At 64.6% G+C, this 15,984-nt stretch carries 12 protein-coding genes; 4 read left to right on the plus strand and 8 right to left on the minus strand.

Features of this window, described 5'->3' with window-relative positions:
* Positions 1-7: 7 nt before the first annotated feature.
* Together FHP25_RS34100 and FHP25_RS34105 are read right to left on the minus strand one after the other, a co-directional pair.
* Positions 8-1,213 (minus strand): DUF3300 domain-containing protein, encoded by a 1,206-nt coding sequence (locus tag FHP25_RS34100; protein WP_147851466.1) that lies wholly within the window; start codon positions 1,211-1,213, stop codon positions 8-10.
* A 137-nt stretch (positions 1,214-1,350) separates the two neighbouring features.
* Entirely contained in the window at positions 1,351-2,259 is a 909-nt protein-coding gene (locus tag FHP25_RS34105; protein WP_147851467.1) for an OmpA family protein, read from the minus strand.
* Between the two features lie 751 nt (positions 2,260-3,010).
* Here FHP25_RS34105 and FHP25_RS42345 point away from each other — a divergent pair.
* Positions 3,011-3,985: a helix-turn-helix domain-containing protein gene (locus FHP25_RS42345; protein ID WP_147851468.1), complete on the plus strand. Its 975-nt coding sequence runs from the start codon at positions 3,011-3,013 to the stop codon at positions 3,983-3,985.
* An 80-nt stretch (positions 3,986-4,065) separates the two neighbouring features.
* Here FHP25_RS42345 and FHP25_RS34115 read toward each other — a convergent pair whose 3' ends face one another.
* The 4 genes from FHP25_RS34115 to FHP25_RS34130 all read right to left on the minus strand — a co-directional run bounded on the left by FHP25_RS34115 (position 4,066) and on the right by FHP25_RS34130 (position 10,357).
* Positions 4,066-6,498 carry a tetratricopeptide repeat protein gene (locus FHP25_RS34115; RefSeq protein ID WP_331461717.1) on the minus strand — a complete coding sequence of 811 codons (2,433 nt, stop codon included), beginning with the start codon at positions 6,496-6,498 and terminating at the stop codon, positions 4,066-4,068.
* Positions 6,499-6,558: 60 nt separating this feature from the next.
* Positions 6,559-8,913 (minus strand): arylsulfatase, encoded by a 2,355-nt coding sequence (locus tag FHP25_RS34120; protein WP_147851470.1) that lies wholly within the window; start codon positions 8,911-8,913, stop codon positions 6,559-6,561.
* 80 nt (positions 8,914-8,993) lie between these two features.
* Complete coding sequence (locus FHP25_RS34125; RefSeq protein ID WP_147851471.1) at positions 8,994-9,830, minus strand: porin family protein; 837 nt, start codon at positions 9,828-9,830, stop codon at positions 8,994-8,996.
* A 23-nt stretch (positions 9,831-9,853) separates the two neighbouring features.
* Positions 9,854-10,357, minus strand: a complete 504-nt coding sequence (locus tag FHP25_RS34130) for a hypothetical protein (RefSeq protein ID WP_147851472.1) — start codon at positions 10,355-10,357, stop codon at positions 9,854-9,856.
* Between the two features lie 307 nt (positions 10,358-10,664).
* On the opposite strand from FHP25_RS34130, the gene FHP25_RS34135 reads away from it, so the two are divergent.
* Both FHP25_RS34135 and FHP25_RS34140 read left to right on the plus strand, forming a co-directional pair.
* Positions 10,665-11,873 (plus strand): patatin-like phospholipase family protein, encoded by a 1,209-nt coding sequence (locus tag FHP25_RS34135; protein ID WP_147851473.1) that lies wholly within the window; start codon positions 10,665-10,667, stop codon positions 11,871-11,873.
* A gap of 23 nt (positions 11,874-11,896) precedes the next feature.
* Positions 11,897-13,141 (plus strand): patatin-like phospholipase family protein, encoded by a 1,245-nt coding sequence (locus FHP25_RS34140; protein WP_147851474.1) that lies wholly within the window; start codon positions 11,897-11,899, stop codon positions 13,139-13,141.
* A 33-nt stretch (positions 13,142-13,174) separates the two neighbouring features.
* Here FHP25_RS34140 and FHP25_RS34145 read toward each other — a convergent pair whose 3' ends face one another.
* On the minus strand, positions 13,175-13,474 hold the full coding sequence (locus FHP25_RS34145) for a hypothetical protein (protein ID WP_147851475.1): 300 nt from the start codon (positions 13,472-13,474) through the stop codon (positions 13,175-13,177).
* A gap of 572 nt (positions 13,475-14,046) precedes the next feature.
* On the opposite strand from FHP25_RS34145, the gene FHP25_RS34150 reads away from it, so the two are divergent.
* Complete coding sequence (locus tag FHP25_RS34150) at positions 14,047-15,162, plus strand: patatin-like phospholipase family protein (protein WP_178133989.1); 1,116 nt, start codon at positions 14,047-14,049, stop codon at positions 15,160-15,162.
* A 201-nt stretch (positions 15,163-15,363) separates the two neighbouring features.
* Here the strand turns inward: FHP25_RS34150 and FHP25_RS41110 are convergent, their stop codons facing one another.
* Positions 15,364-15,528 (minus strand): hypothetical protein, encoded by a 165-nt coding sequence (locus tag FHP25_RS41110; RefSeq protein WP_178133990.1) that lies wholly within the window; start codon positions 15,526-15,528, stop codon positions 15,364-15,366.
* Positions 15,529-15,984: the final 456 nt, after the last annotated feature.

Genomic DNA, 15,984 nt, shown 5'->3' on the forward strand with positions numbered 1-15,984 from the left:
CGGGCCATCAACGATTGCCGCCGGGCGGCCGGCGTCCGCCGCGTTCACCGAGCCCGGCTGCGCTGCGACTGGAGGCGCCGCGATGCCTGAACGCCTCGGTCCTGCCTGTATCGCCGGCATGATCGAACACCGTGCGCTGCGCGCCGGTCCGTTGGCGGGCCGCCGGCTGACTTGCATGCGGCCGTTGCGCCGGCTTCGGCGCGACACTGGCGGGGCGCGCGGCCGGGAGGGTCGCGGGTCGCGGGCTCATGGCCGGCGGCATGTGCGCGACCTGCGTCCGTGGTGCAGCTGCGGGCCGGTAACGGTCCGGGTCCGGCCGCCAGGGTTGTCCGGGACCGTAACCCGGCGGATTGTAGCCCGGCGGGTTCAGGCCCGGACGATATCCGGGAGGATTGTAGCCTGGCGGATTGTATCCCGGCGGCCGCGGATAGTAACTCGGCGGGAACGCCGTGGGCGGAATCCACACCGGCGGGTAGACGTATCCACGATGCCAATCCCACGGATGGCTGTTGCTGGCGATGACGGCGCCGAGCAGGACGCCGGCGCCGAAAGTCACGACCGGAGCGACCGCGCTCGTCGCGTACACGGTCGTCGGATTGTACTGCGGCACGTAGAGAGTGTCCGGCTTGGCGGGCTGGATCACGATGGTGTCGCCCTGCTCGACGACGCGCTGCTCCGGCGTCGGCTTCAGCGAACCTGCCTGCCTGGCTTGCCGGCGCAGGCGCTGGATCGAATCCGACAGATCCTTGGGCTGCGCCACGAAGGCCTGGCCGATATCGGTCGTCCATTCGAGATCGTCGTTCATCTTCTTGACGAGATCCGGAAAGCGCACCATGGATTTGACGCTGACGTCCCAGTCCTGTTTGTCGGCGGCGCTGAAATCGCGCTTCTCGAGGGCCGCCTTGTTGCTGTCGATCCAGCGTTGAGCACGGACGATGTCAAGCGGATAGGCCGCCGCCGGCAGCATCTGGGCGAGCAGAGCGTCGGGATAGAGCGCGACTGGCGCGGTGAGCTCATCAAGCTCGGTAGCGGTGAGACGCCCCGGCTGCGATTCCGGCGATTGCGGCGGCGGATTCTGCGTCGGCGGTGCTTGCGCGACCGAGGTACAGACATCTGTGCCGAAGACAACCGAACCGGTGAGCAACGCGATTGCCACACGGCGCGCCACCGTCGCTCGTATCGAGCCCGGCCTGCCCCTGCGGAGCACCATCATGTCCCTTCCCCGCTCTCCCTACGGCGCGCTGTTCAGCGGCCAGGCAACAAACGCGCAATACCCTGCTTCCACCACGGCATGAAGCGGCCGGGAAAAGCATCCCGGCCGCTTGCGATGAGCTTGGCTTTCGACCGAACCTACTGCAGCACGATCTCTACGCGGCGGTTCTGCGGCTCGCGCACGCCATCGGCCGTCGGAACCAGCGGCTGGCTCTCGCCACGGCCCACCACGGCGATGCCCGCGGCCGGGATGCCTTCACGCACCAGCTGGTCCTTCACTGCGTTCGCGCGACGCAGCGACAGCGCCATGTTGTAGCCATCGCTGCCCGAGCGATCGGTGTGGCCGGTGACGCCGACACGGGTGCGATTGCCCGACTTGGCCGACGCAGCAGCCTGCTTGATCGTGGCCATCGCCTGGGCCGTAAGGTTCGCACGATCGAAGTCGAAGAACACGATGAAGCTCGGGCTGGTCGCTGGCGGCGGGGACGGCGGCGCCACGGCAGGCTGCGGCGGGCCGAACTTGTAGCCGATCGAGATCGTGCCGCCGAAGTTGTGGAGATCCTTGCCCGACAGGAACGCGTTCTGGAACTTCAGGTCCGTCCTGATGAACATGCCGTTGTCGAAGCGATAACGCCCGCCGACCAGGCCCTGCATCGCGAACTTCATGTCGAGATCGGCGGCGGATCCACCCTTGGAGATGCTGCCGTCGGCAAAACCTAGGCCAATGCCGACGTGGAATGCAAAGTTGTTCTCCGGGGCAAATTGATAGAGCAGATTCGCCATTCCGGACCACTGATCGAGATGGACATTGCGCAGCTTGTTGTAGCGGTAGGCGCCCTCGATCTCGACCATGGGGCCGACGAAATCATAGCCGACGTATCCCGTGATGTTGAAGCCGAGCTTCTCGCCGCCGGTATTCGGAACGTCCACTCTATTGAGGCCGCCACCGGCCCCGATGTAGAAGCCAGGCGTGGCCACTTGCGCGTTCGCCGCCAACGGGGCAGCGAGCAGGGCCGCAGCGACTGCTGCGCCCAGTTTCATTCGCATTATCGTATCTCCCGATTTTGACTATTCCGCCGGGCAGGCGGCGGAGCAGACCTCAAGACAACTTCCTCATATCCCGGCCCGCCTGGTCACAACGCTCCAACGGAATACATCGGAAGCGCTGCGCCCGACCGGACCATGGGGTTCCCCATGCCAGCATCCTGCCGACCGCTTCGCTGCGCCCGGCAAGACGCCCGAAAGCACAACGATCCGTGCTGCTGCCTCAAGCTGCCATATGCGCTCGAGCAGAAACTATCCTGATTCCGCAAGAAACACTGGCGCTCAATACTTGCCGCTATGCGTATGACTCGTGACGCGCGGCGCTGTTTTTGCTCGACAGCCACAAGCGCAGACGACGCCTCGATCGACCACCACGCTCATTGGAGGGCGGCTCTGGCGAGCTGTCTAAGCGCAGGCACCATGAGCACGCGGTTGGTGCGGCCAAAGAGGTTTCATAGCCCGGATCTCGCCTCCGGTGTTCTTCGTGCTGCCCTGCGGTCTGGTTGCGCGAGCATGCCGGATCTGCAACGGCCTGTTGGAAAATCGTAGCCACGGTCACTGAACGCGTGCTGCGCCCGGTAGACGACGCCCAGGATGCTGCCCCTGCAAGCGCGGCTCTTCGTGGAGAAGGGCTGTGCGAGCGGGTGATCAGGTGTGCGTCGGCCGTCATTGATCTTTTCCGTGCAAACTGTATGCTAACGCGGTGTATTTAAATCACAATTTGCAATCTGAAATCGGTCATGGGGGAGTTGGGGTGGATGCTCAGCCAGGAACCTCCGATGGGGCGCTCAGCCAGTTATGGTTCAATGACAGTGACGAGTTTGCCGCTCTGCTCGGCTACGCGGACGCCCGACTGACGCGGCTGAGCAAGGGGTCCAGCAAGACTCGGCTTGTTCTAGGGAAGATATGTGATCTGGAGTTCCGGACGACCAAAACGACAGGATTCCATCATCTCGAAGGGAGCCTGGACGCCGGAATCGTGCACATGCATATGGACCTGGGGTCGGGCGGATCGAGGCGGCTTGGCGGCCGGGCTGTCGAAATCAGCGATCTGGTTGTCGGAGCGGGCGGCGCGCAGTTCGATTTCCTTACCGCGGAGCAGTACGACGGCGTGGACTTCAGGCTTCCGGAAACGCTCGTCGCAGCGGCGCTGGACCTTCGAGAACCCATATCGGCGGAGCTGTTCCGGGGGACCACCTTGCACGTTGTCACGAACTGCGATCGCTGGATCACAAGAGTCCGCGGATTGACGGAGGCGCTGATCGCGTCGTGCACGCAACCGGCCGGATCGCGTGCCCACGAGCACGCTCATGCGGGCATCAGCGATGCTCTCGTCGCGATGCTCCTGCTGCCGTGGAAGCGGTCGGACACCGTGGCTTTCCGTTCGCTGTACTATCAGCGCCTCCCCATCGTGCGCAGGGTGACGGAGTTCATGCATGCGAATCTGGGCGAGCCGCTGATGACGCATGACCTGTGCCGCGCGGGCCGTGCCAGCGAGCGGGCCGTGGAGTATGCCTTCCGCGATGTCTGCGGCATCGGGCCCAAGCAGTACCTGAAGATGCTTCGCCTCAATCGCGTGCGCCGCGACCTCAAGGCGCTGCCCGCCGACGTCGCGAGCGTGACCCAGATAGCGCACCAGTATGGCTTCTGGCACATGGGCCATTTCTCCAAGGACTATCGCCAGCTCTTCGGCGAAACACCCCGCCAGACACGCAACCGGCGGACCTGAAGGGAGGACACAGGGGACCTGGTGGCGTCGAGCTTACTGCACGGCAATGTTGGGCTCCGCACCGGTCCGGGTCCTCATCCTCATCGCTCGAGCTCACGCACAAGTCGGCTCACGCCGGGATCATCAGGCAAGACCTCCAGGAGGAGCCGGGCATAGCGAAGGGCGTCGCCGACCGCGCCCTGTTCCCGGGCAAGCGAGACAAGCGCGCCGAGGATATCCGGATCATAAGGATGGCGGGCGTCCGCGTCCGTCAGGATGGCCATGGCCTCCTGGCGCCGCCCCGCCGAATGCAGCGCGATGGCGTAGACATAGGCGTGGCGCGGGTTGTCGGGGGCGGACGCTGCCGCCTCGCCAAGCTCACGCAGGGCACCGGGAAGGTCATTGGCACGCACGAGCCGCAACCCCAGCGCATGATGCAGCTCGGCCGACTGCGGCAGCAGCTCGAGGCCGCGGCGCAGCACCTTCTCCCCTTCGATGTCGGTCCCTTCCTGGCGGTGCAGATCGGCGAGATTGACGTACGCGCCGACAAATTTCGAATCCAGCGCCAGCGCCTGCCTGTAGGCCTGGAACGCTTCAAAGAGCCTGCCTTGCCGCACAAGCAGATTGCCGAGCGTGACGTTGGCCGCAGGCCAGTCCAGATTCTCCTTCAGGGACGCGATATAGGCGTTCGTGACGGTATCGCGGATCGCGCGCTGTGCCGGCGGAAGCTGCCCGTCCGGAATATCGGCAAGCAGACGCGCCGCCTCGAAGCGCACCCCCTGCACGCCATCGCCCAGCAGCGCGGTCGCCGCCTCGAGCCGGATGGCGGCAGGAAACGGCTCGACAAGGCCGAGCGCCGCGATCCGCACGAGCGGGTCGGGATCGCGCAGCAGGGCCCGCGCCAGCGGCAGCAGGGCAGGCCGCATATGCGGCTGCGCGATCGTCGCGGCAGTGGCGCGCACGACCGGCGCGTAGGCGGGGTCGCGCGCCAGCTCGAGCAGTGATGGCAGGGCACGCGCGCCCTGCGTCAGGCCTGCGTGCACCGCAAGCCCGTGCTGGGGCCGCTTGCGCCACCCGGAGCCGTACCAGCCGTCCATCGCAGAAGCCGCCCATCCCGCATCGCGGGTGGTGTGGCATGTGGTGCAGGCATTCGGCGCGTCGATGGCGCCTGACACGTCCGGCCGCGGGATGCGAAAGCCGTGGTCGCGACGGGCGTCGATGATCATGTATGTCTGCGCCGGCATGTGGCAATCGACGCAAGCGGTGCCCTTGCCCGAGGCCGAATGGAAGTGGTGGCGCGGCGTATCGAACGCCGCCGGATCATGACACCGGCCGCAGACCGCGTTGCCTTCGGCGCGGAGCTTCAGGGCGTGCGGCTCGTGGCAGTCCATGCAGGTGACGCCCTGCCGGAACATGCGGCTCTGCAGGAACGAGCCCCACGTATATACTTCATCCCTCTGCTGACCGTCGGCATGGTAGCCGGGCGGAACCAACATGGCCAGGCGATGCGTCTCTTCCAGCGGCGCACCAGCCGGCACACCATCCGCCAATGTCGAGCGGCGCGCATGGCAGGCGGCACAGACATTCATCAGCGCCGCGTCCGGCGGCGCGTCCCGCCGGGCGATCGGGCCGCCCTGTTCGGCAAACCGCCAGGCTACGTCCCAGCGGCTCTGCAGGTGCACGGCGAGCCCCTTGTCAGCCGGCTCCTGGCCCCGGCGTGACGACTGCGCGGCCCATGTGACATGTCGCGAGCCGGGGCCGTGGCAGGCCTCGCAGGCGACGTTGATCTCGCTGAACGTGGTCCGATAGATCCGCGCCTCGGCGTCGTAGCCCTTCCGCAGGTTGGTGCTGTGGCACTCGGCGCATTGCAGGTTCCAGTTCTGGTAGAGACCCGTCCAATGCAGCGGGTCGTCATGTGCGATCTCTTCGTCGGGGATAAGGTGGAACCAGCGCTGCCCGCCTTCAACCTTCGGGCGGCTGTCCCAGGCTATGCTGAGGGCCTGCAAGCGGCCGCCGGGAAAGGCGATGAGGTACTGCTGCAGGGGATACACCCCGAAAGTGTACGCTATCTCGAAATCGGTCAGCGCACCGTCGGCTCCCTCCGTGTGGACAAAGTACCTTCCGTTACGGCTGTAGAATGTTGACTCGATTCCGTAGTGAACAAACCTGGCGTTGTTGAAGTCGCCCACAACGGTGCGGCCATCGGCCTTCTGCATAGCCCTGTCGTGATGCGAGCCGGTCCACGCCTTGAGCTGATCCTGGTGGCACTGACCGCATGCGGCGGCTCCGACATATGTCGGCGGCCTGCTCGCCACAGCGCTGGAGGGCGTCTCGGATGGCGACCGGGGAGCAAGGAGGTAGTAACCGGCGAGCACGATCGCTGCCACGGCCAGCATTGCCGTGAAAAGCCCGACTGCTGCCGGTCTTCGCAGCAGCCCCGCCCGTACAGCCGGCCTGTCGGGCGACGCCGTCACGGATGCCTCGTGCCGATGTCTTCCCCTTCTACCGGTCACTCTCCGGCGGCGACGGCTCATCCCCGGTCACTCGACGCGATGCAGGCGCGGCCACGGCCGCGCCTGCCAACTGCAGCAAGCCTAGTGAAGGTACTTGATGTGCACCCTGTCAATTCGGCCATTGAACTTGAATGGTGCGCGGTCGAAGTAGGCAAGCGATACCGGCGAATAGCTGTCGATGCCGACATCGAAAGCATCGTTGGCGGTGAAGGCCAACGCTGCGGTTCTCGGCACACGTCCCTTCGCCATCTCGATGCCATTGACACGGACCGCAATGTCGGCGGCGCCGCGCGGCGCGGCAATTCGCGTTTCGACCTCGATCTTCACCTTGCCGAGCGGCAGAGGGGCGGCGCTTTCGAGGCGCGTACGCTCGATCTCGAACAGGTTGTACTCGAAGCTCAGCTTGCCCTTGTCCACCCACAGGGACAAGCCGCCGGAGAACGCGCCCAACGCGTAGAGGACCCCCGCCGAGTCGGGTTTCAGCTCGGCCTCGATGACGACCAGGTTGCTGCGCGCGCCGACTTTCGGGCCGGCGAACTCGGGAATGCCGACCACGTCCTGCGTGTACTCGAACTCGGTTGCCGGGTTTTGCGGGGCCGATTGCGGACTCCAGACGACCGACCATAGACCGCCGCCGACGGGGTAGACGAGATTGGCTTCCGCCTCCTTGTCGAACAGCGCCTTCATTCTGGCCAGCCTTTCGGCATTCCTGCCGGAAAGATCGACAGCCTGCGAGAAGTCAGATCCGAGGTCGTACAGCAGCCATGTGTCCTTGTCGGGCGACCACGTGGCAATGCCGGGAGGCACCCCGGGAACCCAGGGGATGCGCGGCCCCCAGACCGCCGCGAACCACCCCTCGGCGTAGATGCCGCGATCGCCCATCACCTCGAAGTATTGGGCCCCCTTCCGACCCGGGACCCTCGCGTCGGCAAAGGTGTATTTCATGCTGACGCCGTCCATCGGCTGCTGCGTGACCCCGTCGACCTTGCCGGGTGCCTTGATGCCGATGACATCGTACAGCGTCGGTACGATGTCGTTGACGTGATGGAACTGGGTACGCGGCGTCTTGTCGGCCTTGATCGACCGTGGCCATGAGATCGCAAGCGGTGTGCGGGTGCCGCCGAAATGCGAGGCATTGAGCTTGGTGCCCTGGAAAGGCGTGGAGCCCGCCCAGGCCCAGCCCGCGTGATACATGTTGTCGGTCTTGTTGCTGCCCAGCACATCCAGGCCCCCGAGCTCGTTGAGGGCCCGTATGTGGTCCTTGATCTCGGAGGGAATCCCGTTCTGCGCGAGCAGCTCGCTGATGGTGCCGTGCTGACCTTCGGCGCTCGAGCCGTTGTCGCCCCAGATGTAGATGATCAGCGTGTTGTCCCGCAGGCCAAGGCGTTCGAGCTCGTCGACGAGCATGCCGGCCTGCGTGTCGGCGTGCTCGGTGAAGCCGGCAAACACCTCCATCAACCGACGGTGAAACGGCTTCTCATCCTCGGGAATGCTGTTCCAGGCAGCCAGGGTGGCGGGACGCGGTGTCAGCCTGGTGTCCCCAGGGATCCACCCGAGCTGCTTCTGGTGGGCGAAGATCTTCTCGCGCTCGACGTCCCAGCCGGCGTCGAACTTGCCTTTGTACTTGTCGGCCCATTCCTTGAAGATATGGTGCGGCCCGTGGGAGGCGCCCGGCGCCCAGTACATCAGGAACGGCTTGTCCGGGTAGACCGCCTTGTGCCGCCGCAGCCAGCTCACCGCCTTGTCCGTCATGTCGTTGGTGAAATGATAGCCCTCGCGGTGCGGCGCCGGCAGGCGAATCGTGTTCTCCACCACGGCCGGCTCCCATTGCGAGGACTCACCTGCCAGAAAGCCATAGAAGTAGTCGAAGCCGACCAGGCGGCCGGTCGGCCAGCGATCGAACGGTCCCTGGCTGGTGGTCTGCTCGGCCGGCGTGTTGTGCCACTTGCCGAAAGCGGCGGTCTCGTAGCCATAGTACCCGAGCACCTTGGCGAGTGACGCCGTGGTCGCTGGCCAATGACCGGTATAGCCGTCCCAGTCGTTCGCGAGCTCCGCGATCTGGCCGAAGCCGACGCGATGATGGTTGCGTCCGGTCAACAGGGCGGCGCGGGTCGGGGAGCACATCGCCGCATTGTGGAAGCTGTTGTAGGAGATGCCGCTGTTCGCGATGCGCGAAAGAGTGGGCGTGTGAATGGGCCCGCCGTAGGTCTCGGGCAGCGCCGGGCCAACGTCGTCAAGCATGATGATCAGCACGTTCGGTGCGTCGGCCGGCAGCCGGTCAACCGGCTTCGCGGGCGCATAGACCGACTGTGCGATCGTCGGCCCGGCCTTGCTGCCTGACGGCACGGGTGGAAACGGAAGACTGTCCTGGGCCGATGTGACGGCCGGCAGCAGCAGGCAGGTCAGGGCGCAAATGGCTGATCTGATTGGCTTCATTGGTCCCACCACTGTTGGCTCTGTCCGGTCGATTGCGTTCAAGGGCAAGGGCAAGGCCTCGCCCTTGCAACCTCATGGCATCAGAAGCGGAACGTGGCGCCGACCATCGGCCCCGTTATGCCGACCTTGATGTCGTCGCGCTTGACCTCGATGTGTCGCCAACCCGCGCGCAGCTCGATCCAGTCCGCGGCGCGATAGTTCACGGTCCCCAGCAGCTGCCAGGTGAGCTCGGAGCTGCTGATGTCGAACGCTCCCATGTCGAAATAGCCGGTTACGCTCCAGCGTTCGGAGAGAGACAGATTGGCTCGGACAGCCACGATCGGGTCGGCGAATGTCTTGTCGAACTTTGTCGAGGTCGCGGGCAGCAGGCCCGCATTCAGCCTGGCTTTCGATGACACCGACCACAGGCGGAATCCGGCCCCGACATCGACCTTGATATCCGAACCGTCGGCCACGCGATAGAACCCGGCGACCTCCACCATCAGGGTCGACATCTCGGATTTGCCGTCGTTGAAAAGCAGGTTCCGGGTGTCGATCCGGGCCGCCACCGGCAGATACAACAGATCGCCGATCAGACCGAAGCGCCCGTTCCTGACTTCGCCGCCGATGACGACCGGGACGCCGTCGAGGTTCTCGATGATATCGCTGAACTTCACATCCACGTCATGCGAACTGGCAGCGCGCGACGGCGACACCTTGGCGTTGATCCCCGTCGCCCAGAGATAGGGCGTGACTGAGAACTCCCACGGTGCTTCCTGCGCTGCCAACGGCGACGGCAAGGCCGCACCCGCCCACGCGAATCCGACCAATCCGACGATCGCATTGGCCACGATCCGCTGCCTGCCGATGATTGTCACCTGTTCCCCCAACGTTATCTGGCGTGCAGAGAGCAAACCAAAGGACGCTTTCAGCTTCATGTCACATCAAGCCCGAATGCGGCCTAGCAGGCATCCCTCCTCGCCAATGTGAGATCCCACTTCCTGCCCAGCCGATGGTTGGAGAATGTGCCGTGCAGTTCCCCGCCCCTCAGCGCCAAGTCGAGACTCACGGTCCAGTCGACGACAATCTTGAGAGTCCCCGCGGTGATGTTTCCTTGAATGGAGACCCCGACCGGGTCCGGTCCCCTCCAGGCATAGGTTCCGAACGCAACACCGTCGTTTACCGTAGCAATTGCCAGCTCGATCGATCCCGAGTCGAGGTGGTGAAGTGTTCCGCTGCACCAGAGCCCAACAAAGCGGGATGCGTCGGCAGGCTGAGCGGACGCGCCGCCAATACAGCCCGCCGCGATCGAAAGGCCCACGACGATTCCCTTGATTGTACACCCCATCGACATCCGGGTTCGCAAATGCGGCGCGTCGACGTCGCTCACCACGGCCTGCGGTTGAACGGCTTCGCCCCCTCGACGAACTCCGCCGGCTGCCCGATCTCGGTTGACGACAAGCATGAACGCGCCTCATCGCCTGCCCTCAGTGCGACTGAGTCGGCCCCATCGTAGCTGTGCCCTCTTGATGAGTCGGCGTTCGCAGCCTCCAAACGTGCGAGGGCCACGGTTTGTAGCGTCCTGCGCGCGGGATCATCTATCCCGTTTCCGCAAGTTCTGAACTCGAACGACCTCGCGCCCGCTCTGAGCGGGCCCAAGGATTGCCTGCGATGCATGCTCTGCGCCCTCAAGATGTACAGCAGCAATGACAAGCATATCCTCCAATTGACTACGATGATGCTCGTCGGCAATAAGAGTTTAAGGGGGTGACATGAGCACGATCAGGAAGATGTTGGCGGCTGGGGGAATGCTGGCCGCCAGCGTGGCCCTTGGCGCCTGCGGCCAATTGGAACGGATCGACGCGGTGCCCGCCACCACGCTCGACCAGGTCAAGGTCGCCGGCATCACCAACGCCCGGTTCTATGTCGACACGGACGGCCCGGCGATGGAGGCCGAAGGCATCGCCGCGTTCCAGCGCGAGCTCGCGTGGCGCAAGAGCCAGGGCCTGACGGGGCCCCTGCCGCCAGCCCAATTCCTTGCGATTTCCGGCGGCGGCGATGACGGTGCGTTCGGTGCCGGCTTGCTGACGGGCTGGACCAAGCAGGGTAGCCGACCCGAGTTCAAGCTCGTGACCGGCATCAGCACGGGTGCCCTGTCGGCGCCCTTCGCGTTCCTCGGACCGGAATACGACGAGGCGCTGGCGGCTGTCTACACCAGGACCAAGCCGGACGACATCTTCATCAAGCGTTCGTTTCTGGCCGCGCTCACCAGCGATGCGCTGAGCGACAACGCGCCACTCTACAAGACCATGTCCAAGTACCTCACGATGGACATGATGCGGAAGATCGCGGCAGAGTACGACAAGGGCCGGCTGCTGCTGATCGCTACCACCCATTTCGACGCGGCCAGGCCGGTGATCTGGAACATCGGCGCCATCGCCAAGACCGACACGGCCGAGGCGCTCGAGCTGATCCGGCGAATCCTGCTGGCGTCGGCCGCGGTGCCGGCTGCGTTTCCGCCCGTCCTTCTGGACGTCGAGGTCAACGGCAAGAAATACCAAGAGATGCATGTGGACGGCGGCGCCATTTCCCAGGTCTTCCTCTATCCGCCGACGCTGCACCTCGCTGAGACGAGTCAGAGACAACACGTTCAGCGCAAGCGCATCGCCTACGTCATCCGGAACTCGAAGCTGAACTCGCCGTGGGAGGACGTGCCGCGCAAGACGCTGACGATTGCCGGGCGCGCGATCTCCATGCTGATCGCCAGCAACGGCGTCGGCGACATGTATCGGATCTACACCACGACCCGACGCGATGGCGTGGACTTCAACCTCGCGTATATCGACCGCGACTTCACGGCCGAGTATGTCGGGCCGTTCGACCCGCGCTACATGGTGCCGCTCTTCCAGTACGGTCATGAGCTGGGACAGCGCGGCTATCCCTGGAAGAAGACGCCGCCCGGACTCGGCTCGGCATCGTGAGACAAAAGAGCGGCTGGGGAGGAATGTCCGGCTGGTCGGGCGCCGTACGGACTCTCGTCCTCTCGGCTCTGATTGCCGGCGCCTTGTCATCCTGCGCCGCCCTGCCTGATCGCGTGACCTACACGCCCAGTGAATCAGATCAGGCACGGCTCGCGGGCTTTCCTGACGATATCCGGTTCTGGGCTGACGCGCAGAGCAAGGTCGTGATCCGCGAGGCCACGGAGCGCTTCGCGGCAGAGCAGAAGGCGGGCCTCTACAAGGCAGGGAAGGCGCCGCCGGCCCGTATTCTTGCCCTGTCGGGCGGCGGCGAGGATGGCGCATTCGGCGCAGGACTCCTCGCCGGCTGGTCCGAACAGGGCGGCAGGCCCACCTTCGACATCGTCACCGGCGTCAGCACCGGCTCGTTGATCGCGCCGCTGGCGTTCGTCGGCTCCACGAAGGATGCGGAACTCAAGGCTGCGTATACGACCATCGACAAGAAAGCCATTCTTGCGGTTCGAAGCATCTTCGCCATTCTCGTCGGCGACTCACTGGCCACGACCGCGCCATTGCGCGACATGATCAGCCGCTACGTCACGCCCGACCTGATCAGCGCGATCGCGCAGGAGCATGCCAAGGGACGGCGACTGTACGTCATCACCACCAATCTCGATGCCCAGCGGCCGGTGCTATGGGACATGGGCCGGATCGCCAGCAGCGGCCACCCCGGGACCGTGGCCTTGTTCCGGGAGGTCCTGGTCGCCTCGGCGGCGGTTCCGGGTGTCTTTCCGCCGGTCTACTTCGACGCGGAAGCGGAGGGACGCAGGTTCCAGGAGATGCATGTCGACGGCGGCGTGACGGCACAGGTGTTTTCGGTCCCGGTCGCCGCGGCGCTGGCGGCCACGACCGCCCCGGCCATCGCCGGTCGGAAGCGCACGCTCTATGTCATCGTCAACAACCGCATGGAGCCGCAGTTCGGGCAGGCGAAGCGCGGCCTGCTGCCAATCGCCGGCCGGTCGATCTCAACCCTGATCAAGGTGCATGGCGCCGGCGGCGTGCGCGACCTGTATCACCTCGCCCGCAGCGTCGGCGCTGATTTCAGGCTTGCCTATGTCGATCGCGGGTTCACGGACATCGCGCCGACCCCTTTCGACAAAGCCTACATGAACAAGCTGTTCCAGCACGGCTACGAACTCGGCCGCCGGGGATATCCCTGGAAGGACGTGCCCCCGGGGCTTGATGAGGACAAGCCGCTGCATCCTTCCGCGCCGGCTGCCGGTAGCGGGTGAGTCGCGACGGTCATCCCGAGCAGCGATTCCCATTCACCGCTTGCGGAGCAAGTTCCGGACTTCCTCGAAGTAGTCGGCGAATGTCATGTGCTGCGGCATGACCTTGTGGAAGCGCAGGATGAGGTCATTGGTGACGTTGAGGTCGCGCTGCAGCATGGCGAGGCCGTCCGATATCTGGCCGACCATGGCGATCGTCGCCCGGCAGAGGGCATGCACGTCCTCGATGCTCGGCTGCATAGTGTTGGAGTTGAGATAGTGCGTGATGGCGTTGCTGCTGGTCATCTCGAAGCGCTTCTCAGCCCGGCTCGGCGGCACATACAGCTCATTGGGCATGATGGAACCTCCTGGAAGCAGGGGACGGGATGCCGACGGACCACACGGCATCGGTCTCGGCACCTTAGGTGCGCGATCCAGCGGCGTCGCATAAGCAATCCTGATTGGACCGATAAGAAGTGCTTTGCGCGGCGCCAGGTAGCGATGCCGATCCAGACAATCGCAATCGTCGTCGCGAGCCTGGTCGTGAGCGCATGCAAAGGGCCGCCGGAACCGTAATCGTGCGGGAATTGGATAGTCTGGCTCTGCACGGCGGAGTAGACATGGGCACCGAAGTCGGTTGTTCTCGCCCGGCAGTAGTATGTGCTCAGCTGGTCCTTTGGCATATCTCCAGGATGGCTGAACGTATCGTCAACTCCCCTGAGCTTGGCGAGATGTTGCCGTCCATAGTTTCAGAGACCATGGCGCTCCTGGTCCACTCGAACCCTTAACATTTTGCGGCATCATACGTCACTTCGCCACGCGTGGGTTTATCGGACTTGAGGAAGACCAGCATGAACAGAGCTAGGGGGCTGCTGGTATGCGGGATTCTCGGCCTGTGGGCCTGTGGGCCACTCGAGCGTCAACACGCCGTGCCCGCCCAGGACGTCGACCGCGTCACGGTTGTCGGAATCCCCAACGGGCGATTCTACCCGAACCTCGATGCGGGGGCGCTGGCTGCCGAGGTCAAGGCAGCCCACGAACGAGAGGTCGCGTGGTATCGCAGCGAGGGTCACAAGGGACCGCTACCACCGGCATACCTCCTGGCGATTTCCGGCGGCGGTGATGACGGCGCGTTCGGGGCCGGCCTGCTGACGGGCTGGACCAAGCGCGGTGATCGACCCAAATTCAAGCTCGTCACCGGCGTCAGCACCGGTGCCCTGACCGCGCCATTCGCCTTTCTCGGCCCCGAGTACGACGATGCGTTGACCGAGGTGTATACCAGGATATCGCCCGACAGCATCTTCACCAAGCGATCCTTCTTCGCCGCATTCACGAGCGATGGGCTGAGCGATAATGCGCCGCTCTACAGGACAGTGTCCAAGTACCTGACCATGGATATGATGGGCAGGATCGCCGTGGAGTACGACAGAGGCCGGCTCCTGCTGATTGCGTCAACGCAATTCGATGCCGCGAGAACGGTGATATGGAACGTCGGGGCCATCGCCAAGACCGGCACGCCCGAAGCACTGGAATTGATCCGGCGCCTGCTGGTCGCCTCGGCGGCCGTGCCAGGCGCCTTCCCTCCGACCATGATCGATGTCGAAGTCAACGGCAAGAAGTACCAGGAGATGCATGTCGACGGCGGCGCCATGGCGCAGGTCTTCCTTTATCCGCCGACCGTTTCGCTCAAGGCTATCGACAACGCCGAACACTTTCAGCGCAAGCGGGTCGCCTACGTGATCCGCAATTCCAAGCTCAGCGCACCATGGGAGGATGTGCCACGCCACACGCTCACCATCGTCGGCCGCGCCGTCTCCATGCTGCTGGCGAGCGATGGCGCGGGTGACATGTACCGGATCTATGCCGAGAGCAAGCGGGACGGCGTCGATCTCAACATCGCCTACATCGACACCGATTTCACGGCGGCCTACGTCGGCCCGTTCGATCCGGCATACATGGTTCCCCTGTACCAGTACGGTCACGATCTCGGACAGCGCGGCTATACGTGGAAGAAGGTGCCGCCCGGATTCGCGTCTCCGCCATAGTCGCACGGCAGCATGACGCCCCTTTCCGACCGGGGAGCGCGCAAACGATGGGCCGTCACTCTGACGAAAGAGGGCCGCGTGCCAGTGGCGGCAAATGAACGCGTTGAAATGTCGGCGTGGCGTTTTGGCGGCTTCGACATCAGCTCCAAGCCCAATGGTAATCGGCGCAAGCGCCTGCCAGGCGCGGCGTTTCGTGTCGTATCAATCACGGGCCAGCAGCTTGCGTCGTGCCTCGTTCATCATCGGCGTATCCATCTTGAACCGGTCGATGCTGGCCAGGATCGCCGCCCTGAGCTGGTCGGCGTCATCCGGTGCCCAGGCAATCCAGGGGTACATCGCACAGCAGGCGGTGCGGCTCCCGATCATGTCTGTGTCCTCTGCGAGGATCTTTACCGCCCTGGCAACAGAAGTCTGCCGCCGGATACTGCCCGAGGAAGTGGCCGGGCAAGCTACCCGGTGCAGCGGGTATACGGGTTTCCGCGTACGCGCCCGATGTCTCGGGCAGGCACAGCGCAAAACGTGAAGAGCGAAACCTTCCCCAAGATTTCCCGAGCTTCATCCTGCTACGCGGCCGCCCGGCGCTTCTATCCAGTTCCCGCACGATTCGGACTGTCGGTCGGATTTCCTGTTGCGGGTGCTGTCCCGCCGCCGATGAAGCTTCGGCTCACGCGCGCGAAAGAAGTCGCTGCCCACCGTCTGGCTGGGCGTTTCGCCGAAGAGACGAATGGTATGCCGCGGAGAAATGGCCCATGTGCCTGAAGCCGTAGCGGTGGGCGATGCTCCTCACACTCTCGACGTCCGGCGGCAACAGTCTCAGCGCCG

It is taken from the genome of Vineibacter terrae, from assembly GCF_008039615.1.
In the GTDB taxonomy this organism is placed as follows: domain Bacteria; phylum Pseudomonadota; class Alphaproteobacteria; order Reyranellales; family Reyranellaceae; genus Vineibacter; species Vineibacter terrae.

Excerpts from the sequence above, each read along its gene's own strand:
- FHP25_RS34100 (WP_147851466.1), bottom strand. The coding sequence starts at position 1,213 with ATGATGGTGCTCCGCAGGGGCAGGCCGGGCTCGATACGAGCGACGGTG.
- FHP25_RS34105 (WP_147851467.1), bottom strand. The coding sequence starts at position 2,259 with ATGCGAATGAAACTGGGCGCAGCAGTCGCTGCGGCCCTGCTCGCTGCC.
- FHP25_RS34115 (WP_331461717.1), bottom strand. The coding sequence starts at position 6,498 with ATGAGCCGTCGCCGCCGGAGAGTGACCGGTAGAAGGGGAAGACATCGG.
- FHP25_RS34120 (WP_147851470.1), bottom strand. The coding sequence starts at position 8,913 with ATGAAGCCAATCAGATCAGCCATTTGCGCCCTGACCTGCCTGCTGCTG.
- FHP25_RS34125 (WP_147851471.1), bottom strand. The coding sequence starts at position 9,830 with ATGAAGCTGAAAGCGTCCTTTGGTTTGCTCTCTGCACGCCAGATAACG.
- FHP25_RS34130 (WP_147851472.1), bottom strand. The coding sequence starts at position 10,357 with ATGCTTGTCGTCAACCGAGATCGGGCAGCCGGCGGAGTTCGTCGAGGG.
- FHP25_RS34135 (WP_147851473.1), top strand. The coding sequence starts at position 10,665 with ATGAGCACGATCAGGAAGATGTTGGCGGCTGGGGGAATGCTGGCCGCC.
- FHP25_RS34140 (WP_147851474.1), top strand. The coding sequence starts at position 11,897 with ATGTCCGGCTGGTCGGGCGCCGTACGGACTCTCGTCCTCTCGGCTCTG.
- FHP25_RS34145 (WP_147851475.1), bottom strand. The coding sequence starts at position 13,474 with ATGCCCAATGAGCTGTATGTGCCGCCGAGCCGGGCTGAGAAGCGCTTC.
- FHP25_RS41110 (WP_178133990.1), bottom strand. The coding sequence starts at position 15,528 with ATGATCGGGAGCCGCACCGCCTGCTGTGCGATGTACCCCTGGATTGCC.